The sequence below is a fragment of the Alteromonas sp. BZK5 genome (assembly GCF_014349115.1).
In the GTDB taxonomy this organism is placed as follows: Bacteria; Pseudomonadota; Gammaproteobacteria; order Enterobacterales; family Alteromonadaceae; genus Alteromonas; species Alteromonas macleodii.
The window spans coordinates 1-19,792 of sequence record NZ_JACSOE010000069.1 but is presented as its reverse complement, the minus strand read 5'-3'; the positions used below and the strand labels follow the sequence as shown (position 1 = coordinate 19,792).

The window sequence follows — 19,792 nt, the reverse complement described above, 5'->3', positions numbered from 1 at the left end:
CGAGTGCCCACACAGATTGTCTTGTCTAAATTTTTAAAGAACATTCACTCGAAGCCGTTGCTTCTTAGTGACTCACCCTGTTCGAGTGAGGTGCGCATTATACGCTGGAAGTTTTCGCTGTCAACACTTTTTGAAAATTTATTTTCTGAAGCGCTTCTTCTAAACTCCCGTCTTTACTGGCCTATAAAGGTAGTAGAGACTTACTCCAAGAGGCTTGCTGTTTTGCTTTTCCCCCGAAGCGGATGCGCATTTTAGGGAAATGAGCGCTCACGTCAACACTTATTTTAAAAAAAGTGTCATATTCGTTTTGAACGCTCAAAATACCAACTATTTCCAGTATTTCAGCTTATTCCTTAACCTGAACTTGCGCCAAAGGTTAAGCGGCTTAGCTTTTATCTTACCTTTATAGTTACTATTAAAGTCATCGACTGCATCTAAAATACGTTCGCAATTACGTCCATCTCTATAGGCTTCATGATAATGGGCAAAGTCATTAACCTCTTTCATTAATGATGCTGGTCGCGTTAATGCAGTTTCAATGGCGTTTTCTACTTCGATTACTTCTGTGACATTAAGTAAATGTTGTCCAGGGTTTGTATTGCGATAAGTGACAACAGGTTTGTTCATCATCATAAACTCTAAAATTATAGAGCTGCTGTCACACAACATGACATCTGATTGCTGAAAGTCTTCGAGACGTACATTATCAATAAAGGTAACGTTACTATATTCATCTGCCAGCGCACGATATCTATTTAATAGTGTTTTATCGTTGAGTTTAGGATGAAATGTTAAACGCCAATTCCATTTCTTTTCTTTCACTAACCTACTAATTGTATCGACAAGTACAGGAGCAGAGGTAATGCCTTTAGAAAAAGTGGTGGCGTAGAGAATAGTGGGAACATCGTTTTCCTTCTTATATGAAGAAAAGTAGTCATCCACTTTAGCCCAACCTGTTTGATACACTTTAAAAAACTGATGCTTTGCTTCAAGCTGCTTAAAATACTCTGTGCTACTTGGCCCCTGAGTACAGTACATATCAAACCACCCGCGAATAGAGAAGTGATCATCTGTAGCGCTAGTCTTCTCCCCCCGCTTGCCAATCGGGTAACCGTGAAAGACTGATACCTTTATACCTGGCAAAAAGTGATAGATGATATTTCCACACGCAAATATGGCTAAGGGGTTGTATTCAATAACATCATTAATAGTATGAAGGCGAATTTCATCAGGCTTCAATAGATCGGGACATTCTCCTTCCAAAAACCACGCTACTTCGTCACCTCTAGCCCTAATGGCCTCTTGTAGTGGTCTATAAATAGGATACGCATAGGAAAGGGCAGTGAAAAATACATAGCGCTTGGGCATTACAACGTCTCGATAAATTCTATTAGCAAACTACATTATCATTTTTCTCTTTGTGATTTACTACCCTCCTCTTCGCGTGTTGCAACGTAGGATAGTTATCTGATGCTTAAAGCATTACAGGTAGGCTCTGTAACCACCCTACTAGTACTAACTCATCGGCATTGCTGTTAGAGTTTGCGTAATTCACTTTCTGCGCAATTTATATGAGTGTGTAATGCATAAATCGATTGATAGTTTTAAAGGTGTTTCTCCTACATTAGGAAAGAATGTCTATGTTGATGGCTCGGCAAGAATCGTCGGTGATGTAGTTTTAGAAGATGATGCGAGTATTTGGCCGCTGGTTGCAGCTCGTGGCGACGTGAACAAAATTCGTATTGGTGCCCGTTCTAATATTCAAGATGGCAGTGTTTTACACGTTACCCGTAAATCTGAGAAAAACCCCAACGGCTTCCCACTTATTATTGGTGAGGACGTTACCGTTGGGCATAAGTGTATGCTGCACGGCTGCCAGTTGGGTAATCGAATTCTCGTTGGCATGGGCGCTATTGTAATGGATGGTGTTGTTGTTGAAGACGATGTGTTTATTGGTGCAGGTACATTAGTACCGCCGAACAAAAGATTAGAAAGCGGATTTCTTTACGTGGGAAACCCCATGCAAAAGAAAAGGCCGCTCAACGACGCCGAAATGGCATTCCTGAAACAATCTGCCGTTAACTATGTTGTATTGAAAGATGAGTACCTTGAAGAAGCGAACTAGTTTCGCTTCTCACCTTGCTCAACGATAGCCCTGACACGTTTTACAATATCTGAAGTATCGGGGCGCTTTTGTGTCCATATGTAGAAAGCTTCAGCCGCTTGCTCAACCAGCATCCCTAATCCATCTATTTGCGTTTTGACACCAAGTTCGGCCGCATCTCTCATAAAGCGCGTGGGTGAGTTTTTATAAACCATGTCGTACACCACTTCACAGTTTTGTAAAACACCATCATTTAAACGGCACGGCAATTCATTGCTTAAACTGGCGGCTGTTGAATTGATAATAATATGAGGCGCAACATCTGCGATATCTTCAAGCGCAGCCACCTGCACTTTAGCGTTTGAAGCGGCACTTGCCACTTCCTCAGCTTTCGCTTTGGTTCTATTGGTGATGGTTAAAGAGGCGGCCCCTGCTTTTAATAACGGGGAAATTACGCCACGGGCTGCGCCGCCGGCACCAATAAGCAACACGCGCTTACCCTTAATTTCCACACCGCTGTTAAGCAGATCGTTTACCAGCCCTACACCATCAGTGTTGTATCCCCATATTTCTCCGCTGTCACCATTCATTAGCGTATTAACAGCTTGTGCATCTTTGGCTGCTTGGTCGTCTACCTTTGCCAAGTTGAATGCATCAAGCTTAAAAGGCATGGTGACGTTACAACCTACCGCGCCTTCCTGAGCTAAAAACGCGTTGGCGGCATCTACAAAACCGTCTACTGGCGCAAGTATCTTTTCATAAGAAATCTTTTCTCCCACTTGTTCAGCAAACATTTGATGGATAGTTGGTGATAAACTCTGTGCAATAGGATTTCCGAATACAGCGAATTTTTTCATGGGAATACGAGACTTATTTAATATAAAGAAGAAAAGCGATAATCGTGCTTCGCAGAGTACACCATATGAACGTATAGGTGGAGAGGAGAAAGTACGGGAATTAGCAAATACGTTTTACGACATAATGGAAACCGATCCACTCGCCAATGAACTGCTAGCTATTCACCCCCAGCCATTAAACAGAATTCGCCACGTGTTCTTTCTCTATTTAAGTTTATGGCTTGGTGGTCCTGATGATTACCAGCAGCAGTATGGCCACCCGCGTCTGCGTGCACGCCACCTACCTTATACCGTAACACCAGAGTTAAAAGCGCAGTGGATGTATTGCATGCGAAAAGCCATGTTTAAAACGGTTGAAGATATCGCCTTAGCTCAACAGTTAATAGACGCACTTGATCAGCTCGCCAATCACATGGTGAATACGAAATAAAAAAGCGCGTTGAAAGGGTTAACCTTTTAACGCGCAACTCCCCTGTTACTGTCTACGCTCTTTATGGCGCATAAAGTAGTGCAATTGTGAAAGCCTAATAGTTAATAAGGCGTGGAACTAATAATTAGAATGTGTAACCCACCGATAAGGTATACACCCAAGGATCTATTTCAATATCACTTACCTTTCCAGCAGCATCACCCACTTTGAAGGTTGCTTCGGTATCTATATCAATGAATCGAACCGATGCATTAACATGCCATTTGGTATCAATTTGGTAATCCATTCCCACCTGTGCTGACAAGCCAAATGAATTATCAAGCGAAAGGTCGCTTAAGCCAGCTGTTTCATTTGCACCTGTAAACTCTTCATCAAAGATAAAGGTATAGTTGATACCAGCACCAATGTACGGCTGAAACGCAGAGCTGGCATCATTAAAATAGTAGTTTGCGGTAAGCGTAGGTGGAAGGTGCGTGACTTCTCCAAGCTGGTTACCCGTCCCTAACGGGTCAGCAACAGAAAAATTCACGTCGTGCTTAAACGGCGTTGCGGCAAGCAGCTCAATATTAATGTTATCAGTAATAAAGTACGCTACGTTTAGACCTAGCTGAGTATCGTTATCGATATTAAGGGCAACGCCAAGATCAGTTCCACCCGCGACGATGTTAGAGGTAGATCCGTCAGGAGCAACGGTAGTAAGACCGCCACGAACAATCCAGTCGCCCTGCTGGTGAGCGCTAGCTAAAGGTGAGAGTGCAGCAAGAGTAAAGCAAAGTGCAGATGCAGAAAAAAAGTGTTTGCGCATGATGTGTCTCTTTTGTGTTTAACTAAGATGGCGATACTTTACGCCTGTGGTTAAGAGAAACATTGATCCAGCGCAAGTTTGATAACTCACTGAAACACAGATGATATTCCACCTTGATGTAGATCAAAAAAAACGCCGCATTAACGTTAATACGGCGTTTTTTAGTCATTAAAGATGAAAGCTGCTATCGGCGGTCCGCGTAAGGATTTAAGCGGAGCCTTATTTAATAATTAATCACCAATCAGTAGGTTTTAACCAGTCTGTCAGCTTGGCTTCGGCGCTACCCGGTGCAGGTGTATAACAATACTCCCAGCGCGCGAGCGGCGGCATCGACATTAGAATTGATTCCGTACGCCCGCCGGTTTGCAGTCCAAATAAAGTGCCTCGGTCGAATACAAGGTTAAACTCAACGTAGCGGCCCCGGCGGTAAAGTTGGAAATCACGCTCTCTTTCGCCGAAATCGGTTTGCTTACGACGTTCAACAATAGGAACGTAAGCATCGATGAAGCCATTACCAACAGCCTGCATAAATGCAAATGACTGTTCAAAGCCCCATTCATTCAGGTCGTCGAAGAACAAACCGCCCACTCCGCGAGTTTCATTGCGATGCTTTAAGTAAAAGTAGTCGTCGCACCACTTTTTGTACTTAGGGTAGACATCATTGCCAAATGGTTTGCACAGCTTCTTTGCAGTGTCATGCCAATGCAAAACGTCATCTTTAAACGGATAAAATGGCGTCAAGTCGAAGCCGCCGCCAAACCACCAGATAGGTGCTTCGCCCTCTTTTTCTGCAATAAAAAAGCGAACATTAGCATGTGACGTTGGGATGTACGGGTTATGTGGATGAATAACGAGTGATACACCCATTGCTTGAAAGTTTCTTCCCGCAAGCTCAGGGCGATTAGCCGTTGCTGAAGCAGGCATTTGACTACCAAACACATGAGAAAAGTTAACGCCGCCTTGTTCAATCACCGCACCATTTTTTAGTACTCGAGAGCGGCCACCGCCACCCTCTTCTCGCTGCCAGCTGTCTTCAACAAACTGGCCCTTACCATCGGCAAGTTCAAGGGTTTGGCAAATGGTGTCTTGCAGCCCTAGTAAATAGCTTTTTACTTGTTCTATTACTTCAGCGGCATTTTTACCGTCCAGTAATTCTGCTGATGTCATGCTCTTATTACCTCTGCTGTGTCACCATCGCGAATGGTACTGGGTTTAGTTGCACCGCCTACTTCCCCTTCGACATAGAAAACGGAATCAGCGAATACGGCTTTTGCTTCTTCAATGGTGGTGGCTGGCGGTTGGCCGGTCAGGTTAGCGCTTGTAGAAACTAACGGTTTACCTAACTTGTTGCACAATTCCACTACTACAGGGTGACTAGTTACGCGCACCGCTATTTTACTGTGCTTGCCGGTTAACCAAACTGGCGCAGATGACGACTTAGGTAATAGCCAAGTATTAGGGCTTGGCCAGCTCGAAAAAATATCGGTGCGTCTGTCAAGGCGAATGGCGTTATCGTTAACATAAGGCAGTAGCTGACTGTAGTTTGCAGCAATCAAGATCACGCCCTTTTCTACCGGTCGCTGTTTTATCTCTAACAGCGCATTTACAGCGGCTTCATTGTCGGGGTCACATCCGATGCCCATTACCGCTTCGGTTGGATAAACGATTAAACTGCCAGCTTGAAACGCGGCAACAACAGGGTCTACTTCAGATGAGTTAGCCTCAACGGGGGTAAACGTGTTTACGTTCCCATTTTGGATATCAGACATGGTTTTAATCTCTACGTATAGTTCTTCGTATAGTTGTTCGTATAATTACTTTTTAAAGCCACAACTAGGCTGAGGACACTGTAACTGCCCCTTTTTGTCTATCAATACTCCCCATCCGCAGTCTGGGCAGCTTTCATTTACCGGCGTGAAATTTAGCACATATCGACATTGTGGATAATGGTTGCACGCAAAAAACTGTTTGCCGTATTTATTAGTACGCGAGATTAGGTGCCCTTTCTTACACTTTGGACAATCCACCAAAGTATCTTCTTTTTCTTTAATGGGCTCTATGTGATGGCATGAAGGAAAATTGGTACAGCCGATAAACATGCCAAACCGCCCTTTCTTAATGGCTAAGTCGGATGCGCATTCAGGGCAGGCTACACCGTCTAAGGTTTTCAGTATGGTGGTTTGTTTATCGTGAAGTGGCTTACTAAAGCTACATTCCGGATAGCCCGTACACCCGATAAAAGGGCCGGATTTACTGTTCTTTATATGAAGAGGTTTACCGCACTCGGGGCAATCTCCGAAATTATCATCGAGAGCATGCTCGTGCGCTGAAAAGAGTGAATGGTCTATTTTAGACATGTATTGGACGTTACGGCCTTAAACGCGCTGTAATTTCACAGCGCATTTTTAAGTAAAGATTCAAATACCAGTGACTACAACTGCATTAATGCAGAACACCATCTGGCTCTTCGAACAAAAGATCTTCCATTTGTGCGTAGGCTTTCTCTTTGCCAGGTACGTTGAATAGTACCATTAGCACAACCCACTTCAGGTCTTCCAAGCAAAATTCATTGGAATCAATTTCCATAACGCGATCTATAACCATTTCGCGTGTGGAGGCATCCAACACATTAACCTGTTCTAAGAACATAAGAAAACCGCGACATTCCACATCTAAACGCATTTGTTCTTCATGCGTGTAAATACGGCTTAAGCTAGTGCTAATACCTTTGCAAAAGTACGGTTTGATGTCCGTCTCTTGCAGTGCCGCTAACTTTTCTAACCATGCGAGGGCTTTATAAATCTCATCGTGATGAAATCCTGCGCGCACAAGCTCTTCCGTTAACTCGTCTTGGTCAACACGAATTTCCGTTTCACTGTGAATGAAGTTTTCAAACAGATACATGAGGATATCGAACATATTATTTTCCCCTCAATTTAACGTAACCACCAGGGACAGCGGCCACTAAACCACGCAACTCATATTCTAATAATGATGCCATTGCTTGCGATACAGATAAGGCATTGCGCTGGGCTATGACATCAATAGCGGTGATGTCATAATCCACACTAGCTAATAATTTATCGGTTGCCAAGCTATTCGCTGTACTTTTTTCGTTTTGCTCGTCAACATTCAAGCCTAGTTGTTCAGGTTGAACGCCAACTTCATCTAGAATATCGCTTATATTTGTTACTAATTTGGCGCCCTGTTGGATTAACCAGTGGCAACCTTCAGCGTAAGCGTTAGCGATATTGCCTGGCACAGCGAATACTTCTCGCCCCATATCTGCGGCCAAATTCGCAGTTATCAAGGTGCCACTCTTAATTTTTGCCTCTACCACTAAGGTTCCAAGGGATAACGCTGCGATAATTCGATTTCGCCTTGGAAAATGCCAAGGCTTAGGTCCCTGCCCCGGAAAAAACTCTGTAACGGTGACACCTCCGTCATTGTTGATAGCTTCATAGAGCTTACTATTTTTAGCCGGATATACCTTTTCAGGTCCCGTACCCATTACCGCAATGGTTCCGGTGCTACCAGACAAGGCGCCTTGGTGTGCGGCGCTATCAATGCCCATGGCAAGGCCGCTCGTCACTACAACTCCACTACTAGATAATCCATAAGCAATGTCGTTTGCGGTACGTTTACCCTGAAGGCTGGCCCTTCTGCTTCCCACTATAGCAATCTGTGGTTTTTGCAAATGTGCTTTATTTCCTGTAGCAAATAGCACAAGGGGTGGACTATCCAATTGCTTAAGTGATTCTGGATAGTGAGGCGATGACAACGGCACGATGTGTCTATTGTCGCTCGCTTGCAGCCAGTTTATTGCTGCATCAATAAGAGGCGGTGAAATGTTGTTGGTGAGTTGTTTAACCTCGTTAGGCAGCGAAGACGTGTTGCTGCCTAAATCGACAGTAGAAAGTTGATATTTTTTGAGAGCCTGTAGCCATAGTTTAGGTGAAACACGCTGAGCGGAAGCCAGTGCTATCCATGCTAATGCTTCGCTGTCTAACTGAGAAGATTGTGGTGCCATTATCGCTCCTAATGCGAGCGACAATGAACCATGCAACGTTTAAGGCTTGGCGACAATGAAGCCGCGCTTTATCCCCTTATTCGCTCGCGTAATTAATCCGTAACTTGCCGCATCAAATGTTTTAAACACAACAACTTCACCTACTTTAAGCGCGGGTTGCGATACCGTATCGATAAACCACTCACCACCAGTGTTAGCGCCGGGTTCATCTACATAGCGTGGACTTTCTTCGTCAATAATGGCTGGACCTTGTGAGTAAAGCCCCAGGACCGTACCTGGCGCTACTTCCATACTGCCTAAATCAAGAATGACAACGTCGTATTTGCCAAGTAAATCGTGATCATGCAAATCTCCAACTATTGCGCCTCGCTGCGAAGTAGCCGGAACAAGTTCAAAGCCTTCAGGATGTTCAAATCCACCCGCCATTAACTTATCACCGCGCTTAGCTTCTTGGTTCGCATCGTCGATGAAAAGCAACATCGTGTTGCTACCTTCATCTTTTTCCACTAGTGAAGCTGTTGAAACATGGGTAACTTGAATACCAAGGATTTCCCCATCAAGATTTCTAATCGTAGCGTGCTTTCTTACTACTCTGTACTGATCGTCGGTACTGAATTGTTGCTGGCTTAACACAAAATCATCAGACGCAAACCTTACGTTTCCATCCTGATTACCCAGCAATTTAGGTAGCGAAGCATAGCTTTCCTCGTCTAGCAGCATATGTTGTCTTATAAATGGCGAGATAGTTGTCCACGACAACACATCAACAGGCTTCGGTTTTACTCGCTTATCGGTAGCCGGGGAAAGCTTATAGGAAGGTTTGTCGCGCTTTACACTTAATACAGGCTGCCCATCAACATACCCAACGACGATAACATCGCCCGGGTAAATAAGGTGTGGATTGTCGATTTGGGTGTTGGTTCGCCATAATTCAGGCCAGAGCCAAGGCTCGTTGAGAAAGACGTTAGCGATTGCCCATAGCGTGTCTCCACGCTTTACTGTGTAGGTTTCTGGCGCGCTCTCTTTTAGCTGCAGCGCAAAGGTAGGCAAAGAAAGCAGTGCACCTAAGATAAACAATGCTGCACGACGCGCGTAAATCAATCGCTTTTTCAAATTAACCACCTGCAAATTATTCACTGTCACTTATTGTTGATTTTTCAGACAATAGCACTATATCGGCATAACTAGGTATTCTAATAGGGTTTCGGTAAAAAACTGCACGAAACAGCCCGATATACGTTAGAATAGTAACTTAATAAGCACTGTAAAGTGTGCTGGCAATTAGATCGTATATGAATTTATACAGCGAAAAGGTGAAGTAAGCGAGAAATGGCAATTTTAGACGTATTAAGTTTTCCTGATGAACGTCTTCGCACGGTAGCTAAGCCGGTTGAAGAGGTTAACGACGAAATTAAACAATTGGTATCGGACATGTTCAAAACCATGAAAGACGAGAACGGTATTGGCCTTGCTGCAACGCAAGTTAACCGCCACGTTCAAGTTGTTGTAATGGACGTATCGGAAGATCAAAACGAGCCACGCGTATTTATTAACCCTGAAATCATTCGTAAAGATGGCTCCACGATTAGCGAAGAAGGCTGTTTATCAGTGCCGGGTAATTACGCGAAAGTTGAGCGCGCCGAATCAATTACCGTAAAAGCGCTAGATCAAAATGGCGAAAGCTTTGAGTTGGATGCAGAAGGTTTGTTAGCGATTTGTATTCAGCACGAGCTGGATCATCTAAAAGGCAAATTGTTTATTGATTACCTTTCACCGCTTAAGCGCCAACGTATTCGTAAAAAGCTTGAGAAAGAAGCGCGTCTTGCTGCAAAAGCCTAAGGAATAACGTGACAACTCCATTGAAAGTGATTTTTGCCGGTACTCCGGATTTTGCAGCTAAACATCTATCAGCGTTACTCGAGAGCGAGCACGAAGTCATTGCTGTTTACACTCAGCCTGATAGACCCGCAGGGCGAGGTAAAAAGCTTACCGCCAGTCCGGTTAAAGTATTAGCAGAAGAAAACGCCATTCCAGTTTACCAGCCTCAGTCGCTTAAAGCTCAAGACGCTCAGGAAGAATTAGCCTCGCTCAATGCCGATTTAATGGTAGTTGTTGCTTACGGACTGATACTGCCTACCGCGGTGTTAAATGCACCTAAGCTAGGGTGCATTAACGTGCACGGCTCTATTCTGCCCAAGTGGCGAGGCGCGGCACCAATACAGCGTTCAATCTGGGCAGGTGACGCTGAGACTGGCGTAACCATAATGCAAATGGACGAAGGTTTAGACACGGGTGACATGCTTCACATAGCAACATTACCTATTACCTCTGAAGATACCAGCGCCACCTTATATGAAAAGCTTGCAGAGCTAGGACCACAAGCGTTGGTTGAGGTCGTTAATGAATTTGATCGTTACACGCCCACCAAACAAGACGACTCTCAAGCGACCTACGCGAAAAAGCTATCAAAAGAAGAAGCCCTGATTAATTGGGCAGACGATGCTGAGCAAATAGAGCGAAATATCCGCGCCTTCAACCCTTGGCCTGTAACGTGGATGCAGGTCGAAGATCAGAACGTTAAAGTATGGTCTGCCGGCGTTGTTCCTCTAAATAAAAATGTAACGCCAGGTACGGTAATCGGTGCCAATAAAGAAGGCATTACTATCGCTACAGGGCGCGATGCGCTTTGCATAACATCACTTCAAATTCCAGGTAAAAAGGCGCTTCCAGCGTCAGACGTTATCAATGCTCGCCAAACGTGGTTTGAAGTGGGCCGTTGTCTGACACAAGCGGACTAAACGTGAAACCATTACCCCTTCCCAAACAAAAGAACCTGCGCGCAGATTGCGCGTGGGTCATCTACCAAATTTTAGAACAAGGCAAGTCATCTCGTGAGTGCTTAGAGCGCGTTCAGCGCAGACACAACGCCAAAGATAACGCATGGATTCAAGAGATGTCACTAGGGGTAATGCGTCGCCTTCCCCTTTTACAGCACTGGCTGCGCTCTTTGTTGGATAGGCCTCTAAAAGGCAACAAGAAAGTCATAGAACACCTTATTCTTCTTGGTTTGTACCAGCTTAATTTTTCCCGCGTTAGCAACCACGCCGCCGTTGGCGAAACCGTCGCCGCAGCATCTTATTTAAATGCCGCAGGGTTAAAAGGGTTAGTTAATGCGGTACTGCGTAATTTTCAGCGAGAGAACCTTGCAGACAAACCTGTAGACGACGCAATCATAAACAGCGGCTTGCCAAAGTGGTTGTTTAAGGCAATAGAGAACGCCTATGGTGACGACGCCGAGCAGGTACGTACTGAAACGAATGCCATGGCCCCCATTTGGCTTCGCGTAAATAAGTTGCAAACATCCTTGGCAGCATTTACTCAGGCGTTAGATAAAGCAGGGGTTGAATATACCCTTAGCGCAAACCACGCTGATGCGGTAATTCTGACTAAGCGAGAAGATATTACTGCCCTGCCTGGTTTTGAAAAAGGTCACTTTGCGGTACAAGATGGGGCAGCGCAATTAGCCGCACATTACCTAAAGCCTCAAGCGAACGAACGCATTCTAGACTGTTGCGCCGCACCAGGCGGAAAAACAGGGCACATTGTTGAGTCTGCACCTGATACACAGTACGTATTAGCGCTTGATGCTGATGCTACACGCCTAAAACGGGTAGAAGAAAACATGACTCGCCTTAAGCACACTGTCGATATCAAGCAAGGTGATGCAGCTAATCCTGATACCTGGTGGGACGGAAAGCCCTTCGACAGAATATTACTGGATGCCCCCTGCTCTGCTACCGGCGTGATTAGACGTCATCCAGATATTCGCTGGCTTCGAAAAGCCAATGACATCGACAACTTAGCACAGCTTCAACGGCGCATATTAGAAACATTGTGGGGTCTATTAAAGCCAGGCGGCACGCTGCTTTATGCAACATGTTCTATTTTGCCAAAAGAGAACATGGCGCAAATACAGCAGTTTCTCGCCGACACTCCAGATGCCTCGTTATCGCCCATAGTGAAAACAGAAACCGTTGATAAACCCGGGCGCCAGATAACGCCAGGGGAGCAACAAATGGATGGTTTCTATTATGCGAGGCTGGTAAAGTCAGCAGACTGAGTTCAATAGTTGTGCAACGTCACACAGTTAAGACTTGCACGAATATGAAGGCAAAATAATAACGATGAAGATCATCATTTTAGGGGCCGGCCAAGTAGGCGGAACACTTGCTGAAAACTTAGTGGGTGAGAATAACGAAATAACGGTTATTGACTCTGACCCCACTATATTGCGCGCACTTCAAGACCGTCTTGATTTACAAGTAGTAACAGGCGTGGGATCACACCCTGATGTGTTGCGTAAGGCCGGTGCAGAAGATGCAGATATGCTGATTGCCGTAACCAATAGTGATGAAAGCAATATGTTGGCCTGTCAGGTGGCCTACAGCCTATTTAAAACACCCACTAAAATCGCTCGCGTGCGCTCTGAACAGTACATAATTTACCAAGAGCAGCTATATAAGCAGCAAGACATTCCCGTTGACCACATTATCGCTCCTGAGCAGTTGGTAACTAAGGCCATCAAACGTCTTATTGACTACCCGGGTGCACTTCAGGTGGTTGAGTTTGCTGAAGGCAAGGCCAGCCTTGTTGCGGTTAAAGCCTATTACGGTGGCTTATTGGTAGGCCACGCGTTATCTGCGCTTAAAGACCACATGCCTAACGTTGAAACTCGGGTTGCTGCCATTTACCGACGCGGCCGCCCTATTCGCCCGTTAGGTACCACGGTTATTGAGGCCGATGATGAAGTGTTCTTTATTGCCGCTACCAAGCACATTCGCGCAGTAATGAGTGAGCTTCAAAAGCTCGAATCAAGCTACAAACGAATTATGATAGCCGGTGGTGGCTTGATTGGTGCAGGCCTAGCGAAAAAATTAGAGCACAATCATAACGTTAAGCTTATTGAATACAGCCCAGAAAGGGCCAAATATTTATCTGCGAACTTAGATAAAACCATTGTATTTAGCGGTGACGCGTCTGATCCTGAATTGCTAAGTGAAGAAAACATCGAGCAAGTTGACGCTTTCATAGCCGTTACCAACGACGATGAAGCGAATATCATGTCAGCCATGCTGGCAAAGCGTATGGGTGCACAAAAAGCCATGGTGCTTATCCAGCGAAGTGCTTATGTGGACTTGGTGCAAGGCGGTGAGATAGATATCGCGTTTTCACCTCAACAAGCCACTATTTCGGCGCTACTGACTCACGTACGTCGCGGTGACATTGTAAACGTGTACTCATTACGACGAGGTGCTGCCGAGGCTATTGAAGCGATAGCGCACGGTGATGAAAATACCTCTAAGGTGGTTGGCAAACAAATAGGCGATATTAAACTACCGCCAGGTACCACGATTGGGGCTATTGTTCGAGACGATCAGGTGATTATTGCTCACAGCGATACCAAGATTGAAGCAAACGACCATGTAATTTTGTTCTTGGTTGATAAGAAGTACATCAACGACGTGGAAAAGCTGTTCCAACCCAGCGCATTTTTCTTTGGCTAGCGCTTTTGCAAAGCGTCATAGGTGCCGCAAGATTAAAAGTTGAAGACATAAAAATAAAGGGCGATATTTATCGCCCTTTTTTTAGCTCGTATTAAAACTACCGGTTTATTTGTTAACTGCGCCAGAACGTTGGTGAGAACAAGACCAGCAATGAGAAGACCTCTAGTCGCCCAAATACCATGGCAATCACCAGTATCCACTTGCCTGCGTCAGTAACATCAGCATAGTTAGCTGCAACGCTCCCCAATCCCGGACCTAAGTTATTCAGCATGGCCGCAGTAGCGGTAAAGGCGCTTAGGTTATCTAAACCCGTGGCAATCAAGCCTATCATGATGACAACAAACACCACTGCATAAGCTGAAAAGAACCCCCATACGGCCTCTACTACTCTGTCAGGCATGGCACGGTCGCCAAACTTAACGCTGTATACCGCTTTCGGGTGAATTAGCCTATCAACCTCACGCTTGCCTTGTAGAAACAGTAAGCAGACGCGTACTACTTTTAAGCCCCCACCCGTGGAACTTGCGCACCCGCCGATAAAGCTTGAAAAAATAAGCATAATAGGGAGGAATGCCGGCCAGACTGAAAAATCAGTGGTTGCAAACCCGGCAGTGGTACTAATAGATACCGCTTGGATCATAGCTTGGTCTAAAGCCTGCTCTGCCGAGCTATAGTAGCCTGATAGCGTAAGTACTAGGAAACAAATCCCGATGAGTGAGGCTTGAATGATAAAAAACGCCTTAAACTCTGGATCGTTAAAATAGCCTTTAACCGAACGAGAGCTCACCGCCGCATAGTGTAATGAGAAGTTTAACGCAGCAATAAGCAAAAACACGGTACACACCACGTTTACCATAGGACTATTAAAATAGCCTAAGCTGGCGTCGTGGTTCGAAAAGCCACCAATAGCAACCGTTGAGAAAGAATGGCAAATCGCATCAAAAACATTCATTCCCGCAAGCCAGTATGCACCGGCACATGCAATGGTTATGGATAGGTAGATGTACCACAAATGCTTTGCCGTATCGGCAATACGCGGAGTCATTTTATTATCTTTAACTGGGCCAGGAGTTTCTGCCCGATAAAGCTGCATTCCCCCTACTCCAAGGATAGGTAAAATGGCAACTGCGAGTACGATGATACCCATGCCACCTAACCACTGAAGTTGTTGACGGTAAAACTGTACTGAATGAGGAAGAAAATCTATCCCCTCAATAACCGTAGCTCCAGTGGTAGTCAGGCCAGAAAATGACTCAAAGAAAGCATCGGTTACCGTCATGCTTGGTTGCTCTAGCAAGATAAGTGGAATTGCCCCCACGCTTGCTAGTACTGACCAAAACAGCGCAACAATCAGAAACCCTTCTCGTGCTCTTAAGTCATTTTTCTGCTGACGGTTGGGATACCACAATGCCATACCGCCGATGACACAAAATATAAATGCGAGGATAAAAGGCAGGCCACTGCCATCTTGATAAATCAACGACACGATAGCGGGTGGGATCATGGTTACGCTAAAAAGCGCAATTAATAACCCAAGTATTCGTATGATGGCACGGTAGTGCATTGTTTGTTATGCCTTTATTTTTATAGTGCGCATAAGGACTACTGAGCCCCAGTTACAATGTGCTTTTTGATATGGTTTCAAAAAGCGAATCTATCTACGTGAAACAAGGTAATGAAATCCTATACGTTACGCATAGGGTTTTGATTATAGGACTATAATGAACAAGGGGAAACCTTTGTCTCCCCACTACATTAGGCTAATTACACATAAAGACACCTGATCTTTTCACTAGGAAAAAACCAACCACTTTTATTTTTTTAGTTTCCTATTTCATAGCAAGCACGGTTTTAACCATTTTAGTAATACTCGCATTGGCTTCACTAATGCTTTGCGCCAGCATATACGCAGGTGTAGTAACAAGCTTTGCGTCATTATCAACTACCACCTCATCAACTGGGCACTCTACATGCGTTGCTCCTAAGGCATTCAACCCACCAGCCGTTGCTTCGTCATTGCCAATGGTCAGTTTAGTTTTGTTGCCATACACTTTTGCTGCTAGCGCAGGTGCAATACACGCATACGCTGCGGGCTTTTTAGCTTGTGCAAAGGCTTTGCACACTGTCAGCACCTCTTCATCAAATGTACACTTTTCACCGTCTACAGCAAACGTGCACAGGTTCTTCGCAGCGCCAAAGCCACCAGGTAAAATAAGTGTGTCAAAAGCAGTTACGTCGCACTCAGTCACGGGTTTTATATCACCCCGGGCAATACGGGCCGATTCTACTAACACATTTCGGGTTTCGCCTTCTGATACTTCGCCGGTAAAATGATTCACCACGTGCAGTTGGTTTACATCTGGAGCAAAACATTGGTAAGACGCGCCTTCTTGCTCAATGGCTAAAAGTGTCAATACCGCTTCGTGTAACTCAGCCCCGTCAAACACACCACTACCACTTAAAATAACGGCTACTTGTTTCATATTGTCCTCCTAGACGCTATGCCATCTACTTATTCAATATTTGGCTATTAAATACACAACTGTTCAAAAAAAGTTCTTAATAATACGTGTATACATTGTTAATGGTTATGCTACATTACTTGACCAACTTGGTTAAACCAAAAATAAACGTACACCAAGTTATCCACATAAAATGGAATGGTAAGTAGCAGGTACGCTGTTTTCACACCTAAGTCTCATTCCCTTATTTTTCTTGATTTGAAAGGTGATCTTTAACTTGACAAAGATCATCCGGATCACTGTGCCCAAAATTTTAGATCACAAAGTTATCCACAGGCGAAATGCGATCCGCTATCGACCTTAATGTTCCTTCATGATATGGCGATCTGCCCTAGCCTGTGGCATCCTTGCGCTCATATTCTCTATTGGAAAATCGCCATCTATGCCTGATTCTAAAAAGCCTCCATTTATTCTTGTCGATGGATCGTCATATCTTTTTCGTGCCTTTCACGGTTTACCACCTTTAACCAACTCAAAAGGCCAAGACACCGGTGCTATTTATGGTGTTGTGAACATGCTAAAAAGCTTGATCAAACAATACAACCCGACGCATATGGCGGTGATTTTTGATGCTAAAGGCAAGACCTTTCGCGATGACATCTATAAAGAGTACAAAGCGAACCGTCCTCCGATGCCGGATGAGCTAAGAAGCCAAATCGAACCGTTGCACGCCATCATTAAGGCAATGGGATTACCTGTTATTGTTGAATCGGGTGTAGAAGCTGATGACGTGATTGGCACGTTAGCCAAACACGCCACAGAAAAAGGTATTGATACCCTTATCAGCACCGGCGATAAAGACATGGCGCAACTAGTAAATGAACATGTCACCTTAATCAACACCATGACAAACCAACTGATGGATGTCGAAGGTGTAAATACGAAGTTTGGTATTCCACCGGAGCTTGTGATCGACTTCCTTGCGCTTAAGGGCGATAAAGTCGATAACATCCCAGGTGTACCTGGTGTAGGTGATAAAAGTGCTCAAGCCTTGTTAAACGGTATTGGCGGTATCGACGACATATATAAGAACCTGGATAAAATTGCAGATCTGTCGTTTAGAGGCAGTAAGTCGATGGCGGCTAAAATGCAGGAATACGAAGAGCAAGCTCGGCTTTCTTATACCCTAGCTACTATCAGCATCGATCTTGACCTTGACTACGACGTTGAGACGTTGATGCCGTGTCAGGCCGATAACGAACAACTTCGCGATCTGTTTGCCGAATACGAGTTCAAACGCTGGCACGCGGAAGTAAGCGCGCTTGTAGCCGGCGGAGATACCTCTAGTGCCAACGCAAACGCCAACGAGGAAAAGAGCGATAGCGCAGAAGAGAGCGAACAAAGTGAATCGGTAGAGATAGATAAGTCGAAGTATGAGACCGTGCTTGATGAGGCGCGTTTTAACGCTTGGTTAGCGAAGCTAGAAAAAGCCGAACTCATCGCTTTTGATACCGAGACAACCAGCCTTAACTACATGGATGCGGAGTTAGTTGGTGTTTCATTTTGTATAGAGGAAGGTGAAGCCGCTTATGTGCCTGTTGCTCACGATTACCCAGATGCACCCGCCCAGCTATCACGAGAATTTGTATTACACGCATTAAAGCCTATTTTAGAATCGGACACCGTGATCAAAGTAGGCCAACACATAAAATACGACAAAAATGTGTTAGCGAACTATGACATTACCTTAAACGGCATCGGCTTTGACACCATGCTTGAAAGTTATGTACTAAACAGTACTGCGCAGCGCCATGATATGGACTCGCTTGCCCTAGCCTACCTTGGTCATAAAACTATTCACTTTGAAGAGATTGCGGGTAAAGGCGCAAAACAGCTAACGTTTAATCAAATTAGCCTTGAAGAAGCTGGGCCTTATGCCGCAGAAGATGCTGATATCACGCTTCGCTTACACAACGCTATTTGGACTAAGTTAAAAGAAATTCCTGAGCTTAAAAATCTATTGATAGATGTTGAGGTTCCCCTAGCCTGTGTACTTTCTCGTATGGAACAGGAAGGTGTATTGATAGACAGCCAAAGGCTGCGTCAGCAAAGCCAGGATCTTGCCACACGGATTGCCGAGCTTGAAAGTGAAGTACATGAGGAAGCTGGCGAGCCATTCAACTTAGGTTCGACTAAGCAGCTTCAACATGTATTGTTCGAAAAAATGTCGCTACCGATCATAAAGAAAACGCCTAAAGGGGCGCCGTCTACTTCTGAGGACGTACTGCAAGAACTTGCGCTTGAGTACCCGTTGCCGAAGAAGATCATGGAATACCGTGGCCTAACCAAGCTAAAGAATACCTACACGGATAAACTTCCTAAGATGATCAATCATCGTACGGGTCGAGTGCATACTTCTTATCACCAAGCAGTAACCGCCACGGGACGACTCTCTTCCACCGATCCTAACTTACAGAACATCCCTATCCGAAATGAGGAAGGTCGCCGCGTACGTCAGGCATTTGTACCAAGAGAAGGAAATAAGTTCGTCGCAGCCGACTACTCACAAATTGAGCTGCGCATTATGGCGCACCTTTCTGGCGATAAAGGTCTGTTAGATGCCTTTGCGCATGGTAAAGATATTCATAAAGCAACCGCAGCGGAAGTTTTTGGTGTGCCACTTGATGAAGTAACCACTGAACAGCGTCGCAGTGCAAAAGCGATTAACTTTGGCTTAATTTACGGTATGAGTGCCTTTGGGTTGTCGAAGCAACTTAATATTCCACGTAATGAAGCACAAAAATATATGGATCTTTACTTCGAGCGCTACCCAGGCGTGCTTGAATACATGGATTCAACACGTGAGAGCGCGAAAGAAAAAGGTTATGTAGAAACCGTATTTGGTCGCAGACTTTATTTGCCTGATATTAAAGCCAGTAATGGTGCACGTAGAAAAGGCGCAGAGCGCGCAGCGATAAACGCGCCTATGCAAGGCACGGCTGCGGACATCATTAAGATGGCAATGATCAAAGTTGATGACTGGATTAGGAAAAATGCATCTGATGATGTGACAATGATGATGCAGGTGCACGATGAATTGGTTTTTGAAATAAAAGAAGACAAAGTGGAAACCTATGTCTCTACTATTACTGCTCTTATGGAAAGCGCAGCTACGCTAAATGTTCCGCTGGTTGTTGAGGCTGGTGTGGGCGAAAACTGGGATGAAGCGCACTAGTTTGGTAATTAGATTACAGTTTTTACATTAAAAGGCGCGTTATATTCATTAAATTTGGTAATTTAATTACATAACACCCTTGCCTTTTCTGTGCTTTGTTGTAATATTACACATGTAGGGTACAGAGGTGAGAAAGCTGTTTTCAAACCTTTGCTTTAACCCCGACAGTTTTGTCGGGGTTTTTTTATATCTGCGGAAAATAAATAATACCAATTGTCTTAAAAGTTTGATCTAATAGTGGTATTCATATTCGAGTGATTTTGATATGCATACAGCCGACGACTTTAAACAATTAGCAAAGCAAA

18 protein-coding genes are annotated in these 19,792 nt (G+C 44.7%); 7 read left to right on the top strand and 11 right to left on the bottom strand.

From position 1 onward, the window contains the following. Window positions 1–327: 327 nt before the first annotated feature. Window positions 328–1,239, bottom strand: a complete 912-nt coding sequence (locus BIZ39_RS16550) for a UDP-N-acetylglucosamine 2-epimerase (protein WP_168533956.1) — start codon at window positions 1,237–1,239, stop codon at window positions 328–330. Between the two features lie 343 nt (window positions 1,240–1,582). Between BIZ39_RS16550 and BIZ39_RS16545 the strand changes: the two genes are divergently transcribed. Beyond that, window positions 1,583–2,125, top strand: coding sequence for a gamma carbonic anhydrase family protein (locus BIZ39_RS16545; protein WP_014947739.1), 543 nt, complete (start codon window positions 1,583–1,585; stop codon window positions 2,123–2,125). Here BIZ39_RS16545 and aroE read toward each other — a convergent pair. After that, complete coding sequence (gene aroE, locus BIZ39_RS16540; protein WP_039228930.1) at window positions 2,122–2,961, bottom strand: shikimate dehydrogenase; 840 nt, start codon at window positions 2,959–2,961, stop codon at window positions 2,122–2,124. The genes BIZ39_RS16545 and aroE overlap by 4 nt on opposite strands. On the opposite strand from aroE, the gene BIZ39_RS16535 reads away from it, so the two are divergent. After that, window positions 2,960–3,391 carry a group II truncated hemoglobin gene (locus BIZ39_RS16535; protein ID WP_187447513.1) on the top strand — a complete coding sequence of 144 codons (432 nt, stop codon included), beginning with the start codon at window positions 2,960–2,962 and terminating at the stop codon, window positions 3,389–3,391. The genes aroE and BIZ39_RS16535 overlap by 2 nt on opposite strands. Window positions 3,392–3,515: 124 nt before the next feature. Here BIZ39_RS16535 and BIZ39_RS16530 read toward each other — a convergent pair whose 3' ends face one another. The 7 genes from BIZ39_RS16530 to BIZ39_RS16500 all read right to left on the bottom strand — a co-directional run bounded on the left by BIZ39_RS16530 (window position 3,516) and on the right by BIZ39_RS16500 (window position 9,339). Then, window positions 3,516–4,196 carry an OmpW family outer membrane protein gene (locus BIZ39_RS16530; protein WP_187447512.1) on the bottom strand — a complete coding sequence of 227 codons (681 nt, stop codon included), beginning with the start codon at window positions 4,194–4,196 and terminating at the stop codon, window positions 3,516–3,518. A gap of 234 nt (window positions 4,197–4,430) precedes the next feature. After that, window positions 4,431–5,363, bottom strand: a complete 933-nt coding sequence (gene hemF, locus BIZ39_RS16525; protein ID WP_049586350.1) for an oxygen-dependent coproporphyrinogen oxidase — start codon at window positions 5,361–5,363, stop codon at window positions 4,431–4,433. Continuing rightward, window positions 5,360–5,965, bottom strand: coding sequence for a Sua5/YciO/YrdC/YwlC family protein (locus tag BIZ39_RS16520; protein ID WP_187447511.1), 606 nt, complete (start codon window positions 5,963–5,965; stop codon window positions 5,360–5,362). Before BIZ39_RS16520 ends, hemF begins: the two co-directional genes overlap by 4 nt. Before the next feature lie 45 nt (window positions 5,966–6,010). Continuing rightward, a complete protein-coding gene (locus tag BIZ39_RS16515) occupies window positions 6,011–6,553 on the bottom strand; it encodes a type I DNA topoisomerase (protein WP_014975256.1) in 543 nt (180 codons plus the stop codon). 85 nt (window positions 6,554–6,638) lie between these two features. Beyond that, a complete protein-coding gene (locus tag BIZ39_RS16510; RefSeq protein WP_014947732.1) occupies window positions 6,639–7,115 on the bottom strand; it encodes a DUF494 family protein in 477 nt (158 codons plus the stop codon). Window position 7,116: 1 nt separating this feature from the next. Then, window positions 7,117–8,226: a DNA-processing protein DprA gene (gene dprA, locus BIZ39_RS16505; RefSeq protein ID WP_168533945.1), complete on the bottom strand. Its 1,110-nt coding sequence runs from the start codon at window positions 8,224–8,226 to the stop codon at window positions 7,117–7,119. Between the two features lie 39 nt (window positions 8,227–8,265). After that, window positions 8,266–9,339, bottom strand: a complete 1,074-nt coding sequence (locus tag BIZ39_RS16500) for a LysM peptidoglycan-binding domain-containing protein (RefSeq protein ID WP_014975254.1) — start codon at window positions 9,337–9,339, stop codon at window positions 8,266–8,268. 216 nt (window positions 9,340–9,555) lie between these two features. On the opposite strand from BIZ39_RS16500, the gene def reads away from it, so the two are divergent. The 4 genes from def (at window position 9,556) to trkA (ending at window position 13,790) form a co-directional block, all read left to right on the top strand. Continuing rightward, entirely contained in the window at window positions 9,556–10,065 is a 510-nt protein-coding gene (gene def, locus BIZ39_RS16495; protein WP_168533949.1) for a peptide deformylase, read from the top strand. An 8-nt stretch (window positions 10,066–10,073) separates the two neighbouring features. Further along, window positions 10,074–11,024 (top strand): methionyl-tRNA formyltransferase, encoded by a 951-nt coding sequence (fmt, locus tag BIZ39_RS16490; RefSeq protein WP_187447510.1) that lies wholly within the window; start codon window positions 10,074–10,076, stop codon window positions 11,022–11,024. A 2-nt stretch (window positions 11,025–11,026) separates the two neighbouring features. Continuing rightward, on the top strand, window positions 11,027–12,346 hold the full coding sequence (rsmB, locus tag BIZ39_RS16485) for a 16S rRNA (cytosine(967)-C(5))-methyltransferase RsmB (RefSeq protein ID WP_014975252.1): 1,320 nt from the start codon (window positions 11,027–11,029) through the stop codon (window positions 12,344–12,346). Between the two features lie 64 nt (window positions 12,347–12,410). Then, entirely contained in the window at window positions 12,411–13,790 is a 1,380-nt protein-coding gene (gene trkA / locus BIZ39_RS16480) for a Trk system potassium transporter TrkA (protein ID WP_014947726.1), read from the top strand. A gap of 112 nt (window positions 13,791–13,902) precedes the next feature. Here the strand turns inward: trkA and BIZ39_RS16475 are convergent, their stop codons facing one another. Continuing rightward, complete coding sequence (locus tag BIZ39_RS16475; RefSeq protein WP_187447509.1) at window positions 13,903–15,354, bottom strand: TrkH family potassium uptake protein; 1,452 nt, start codon at window positions 15,352–15,354, stop codon at window positions 13,903–13,905. A gap of 265 nt (window positions 15,355–15,619) precedes the next feature. Further along, on the bottom strand, window positions 15,620–16,273 hold the full coding sequence (gene elbB / locus BIZ39_RS16470; RefSeq protein WP_187447508.1) for an isoprenoid biosynthesis glyoxalase ElbB: 654 nt from the start codon (window positions 16,271–16,273) through the stop codon (window positions 15,620–15,622). Between the two features lie 421 nt (window positions 16,274–16,694). Here elbB and polA point away from each other — a divergent pair, with 421 nt between their 5' ends. Next, entirely contained in the window at window positions 16,695–19,487 is a 2,793-nt protein-coding gene (polA, locus tag BIZ39_RS16465; RefSeq protein ID WP_187447507.1) for a DNA polymerase I, read from the top strand. Window positions 19,488–19,792 lie beyond the last annotated feature (305 nt).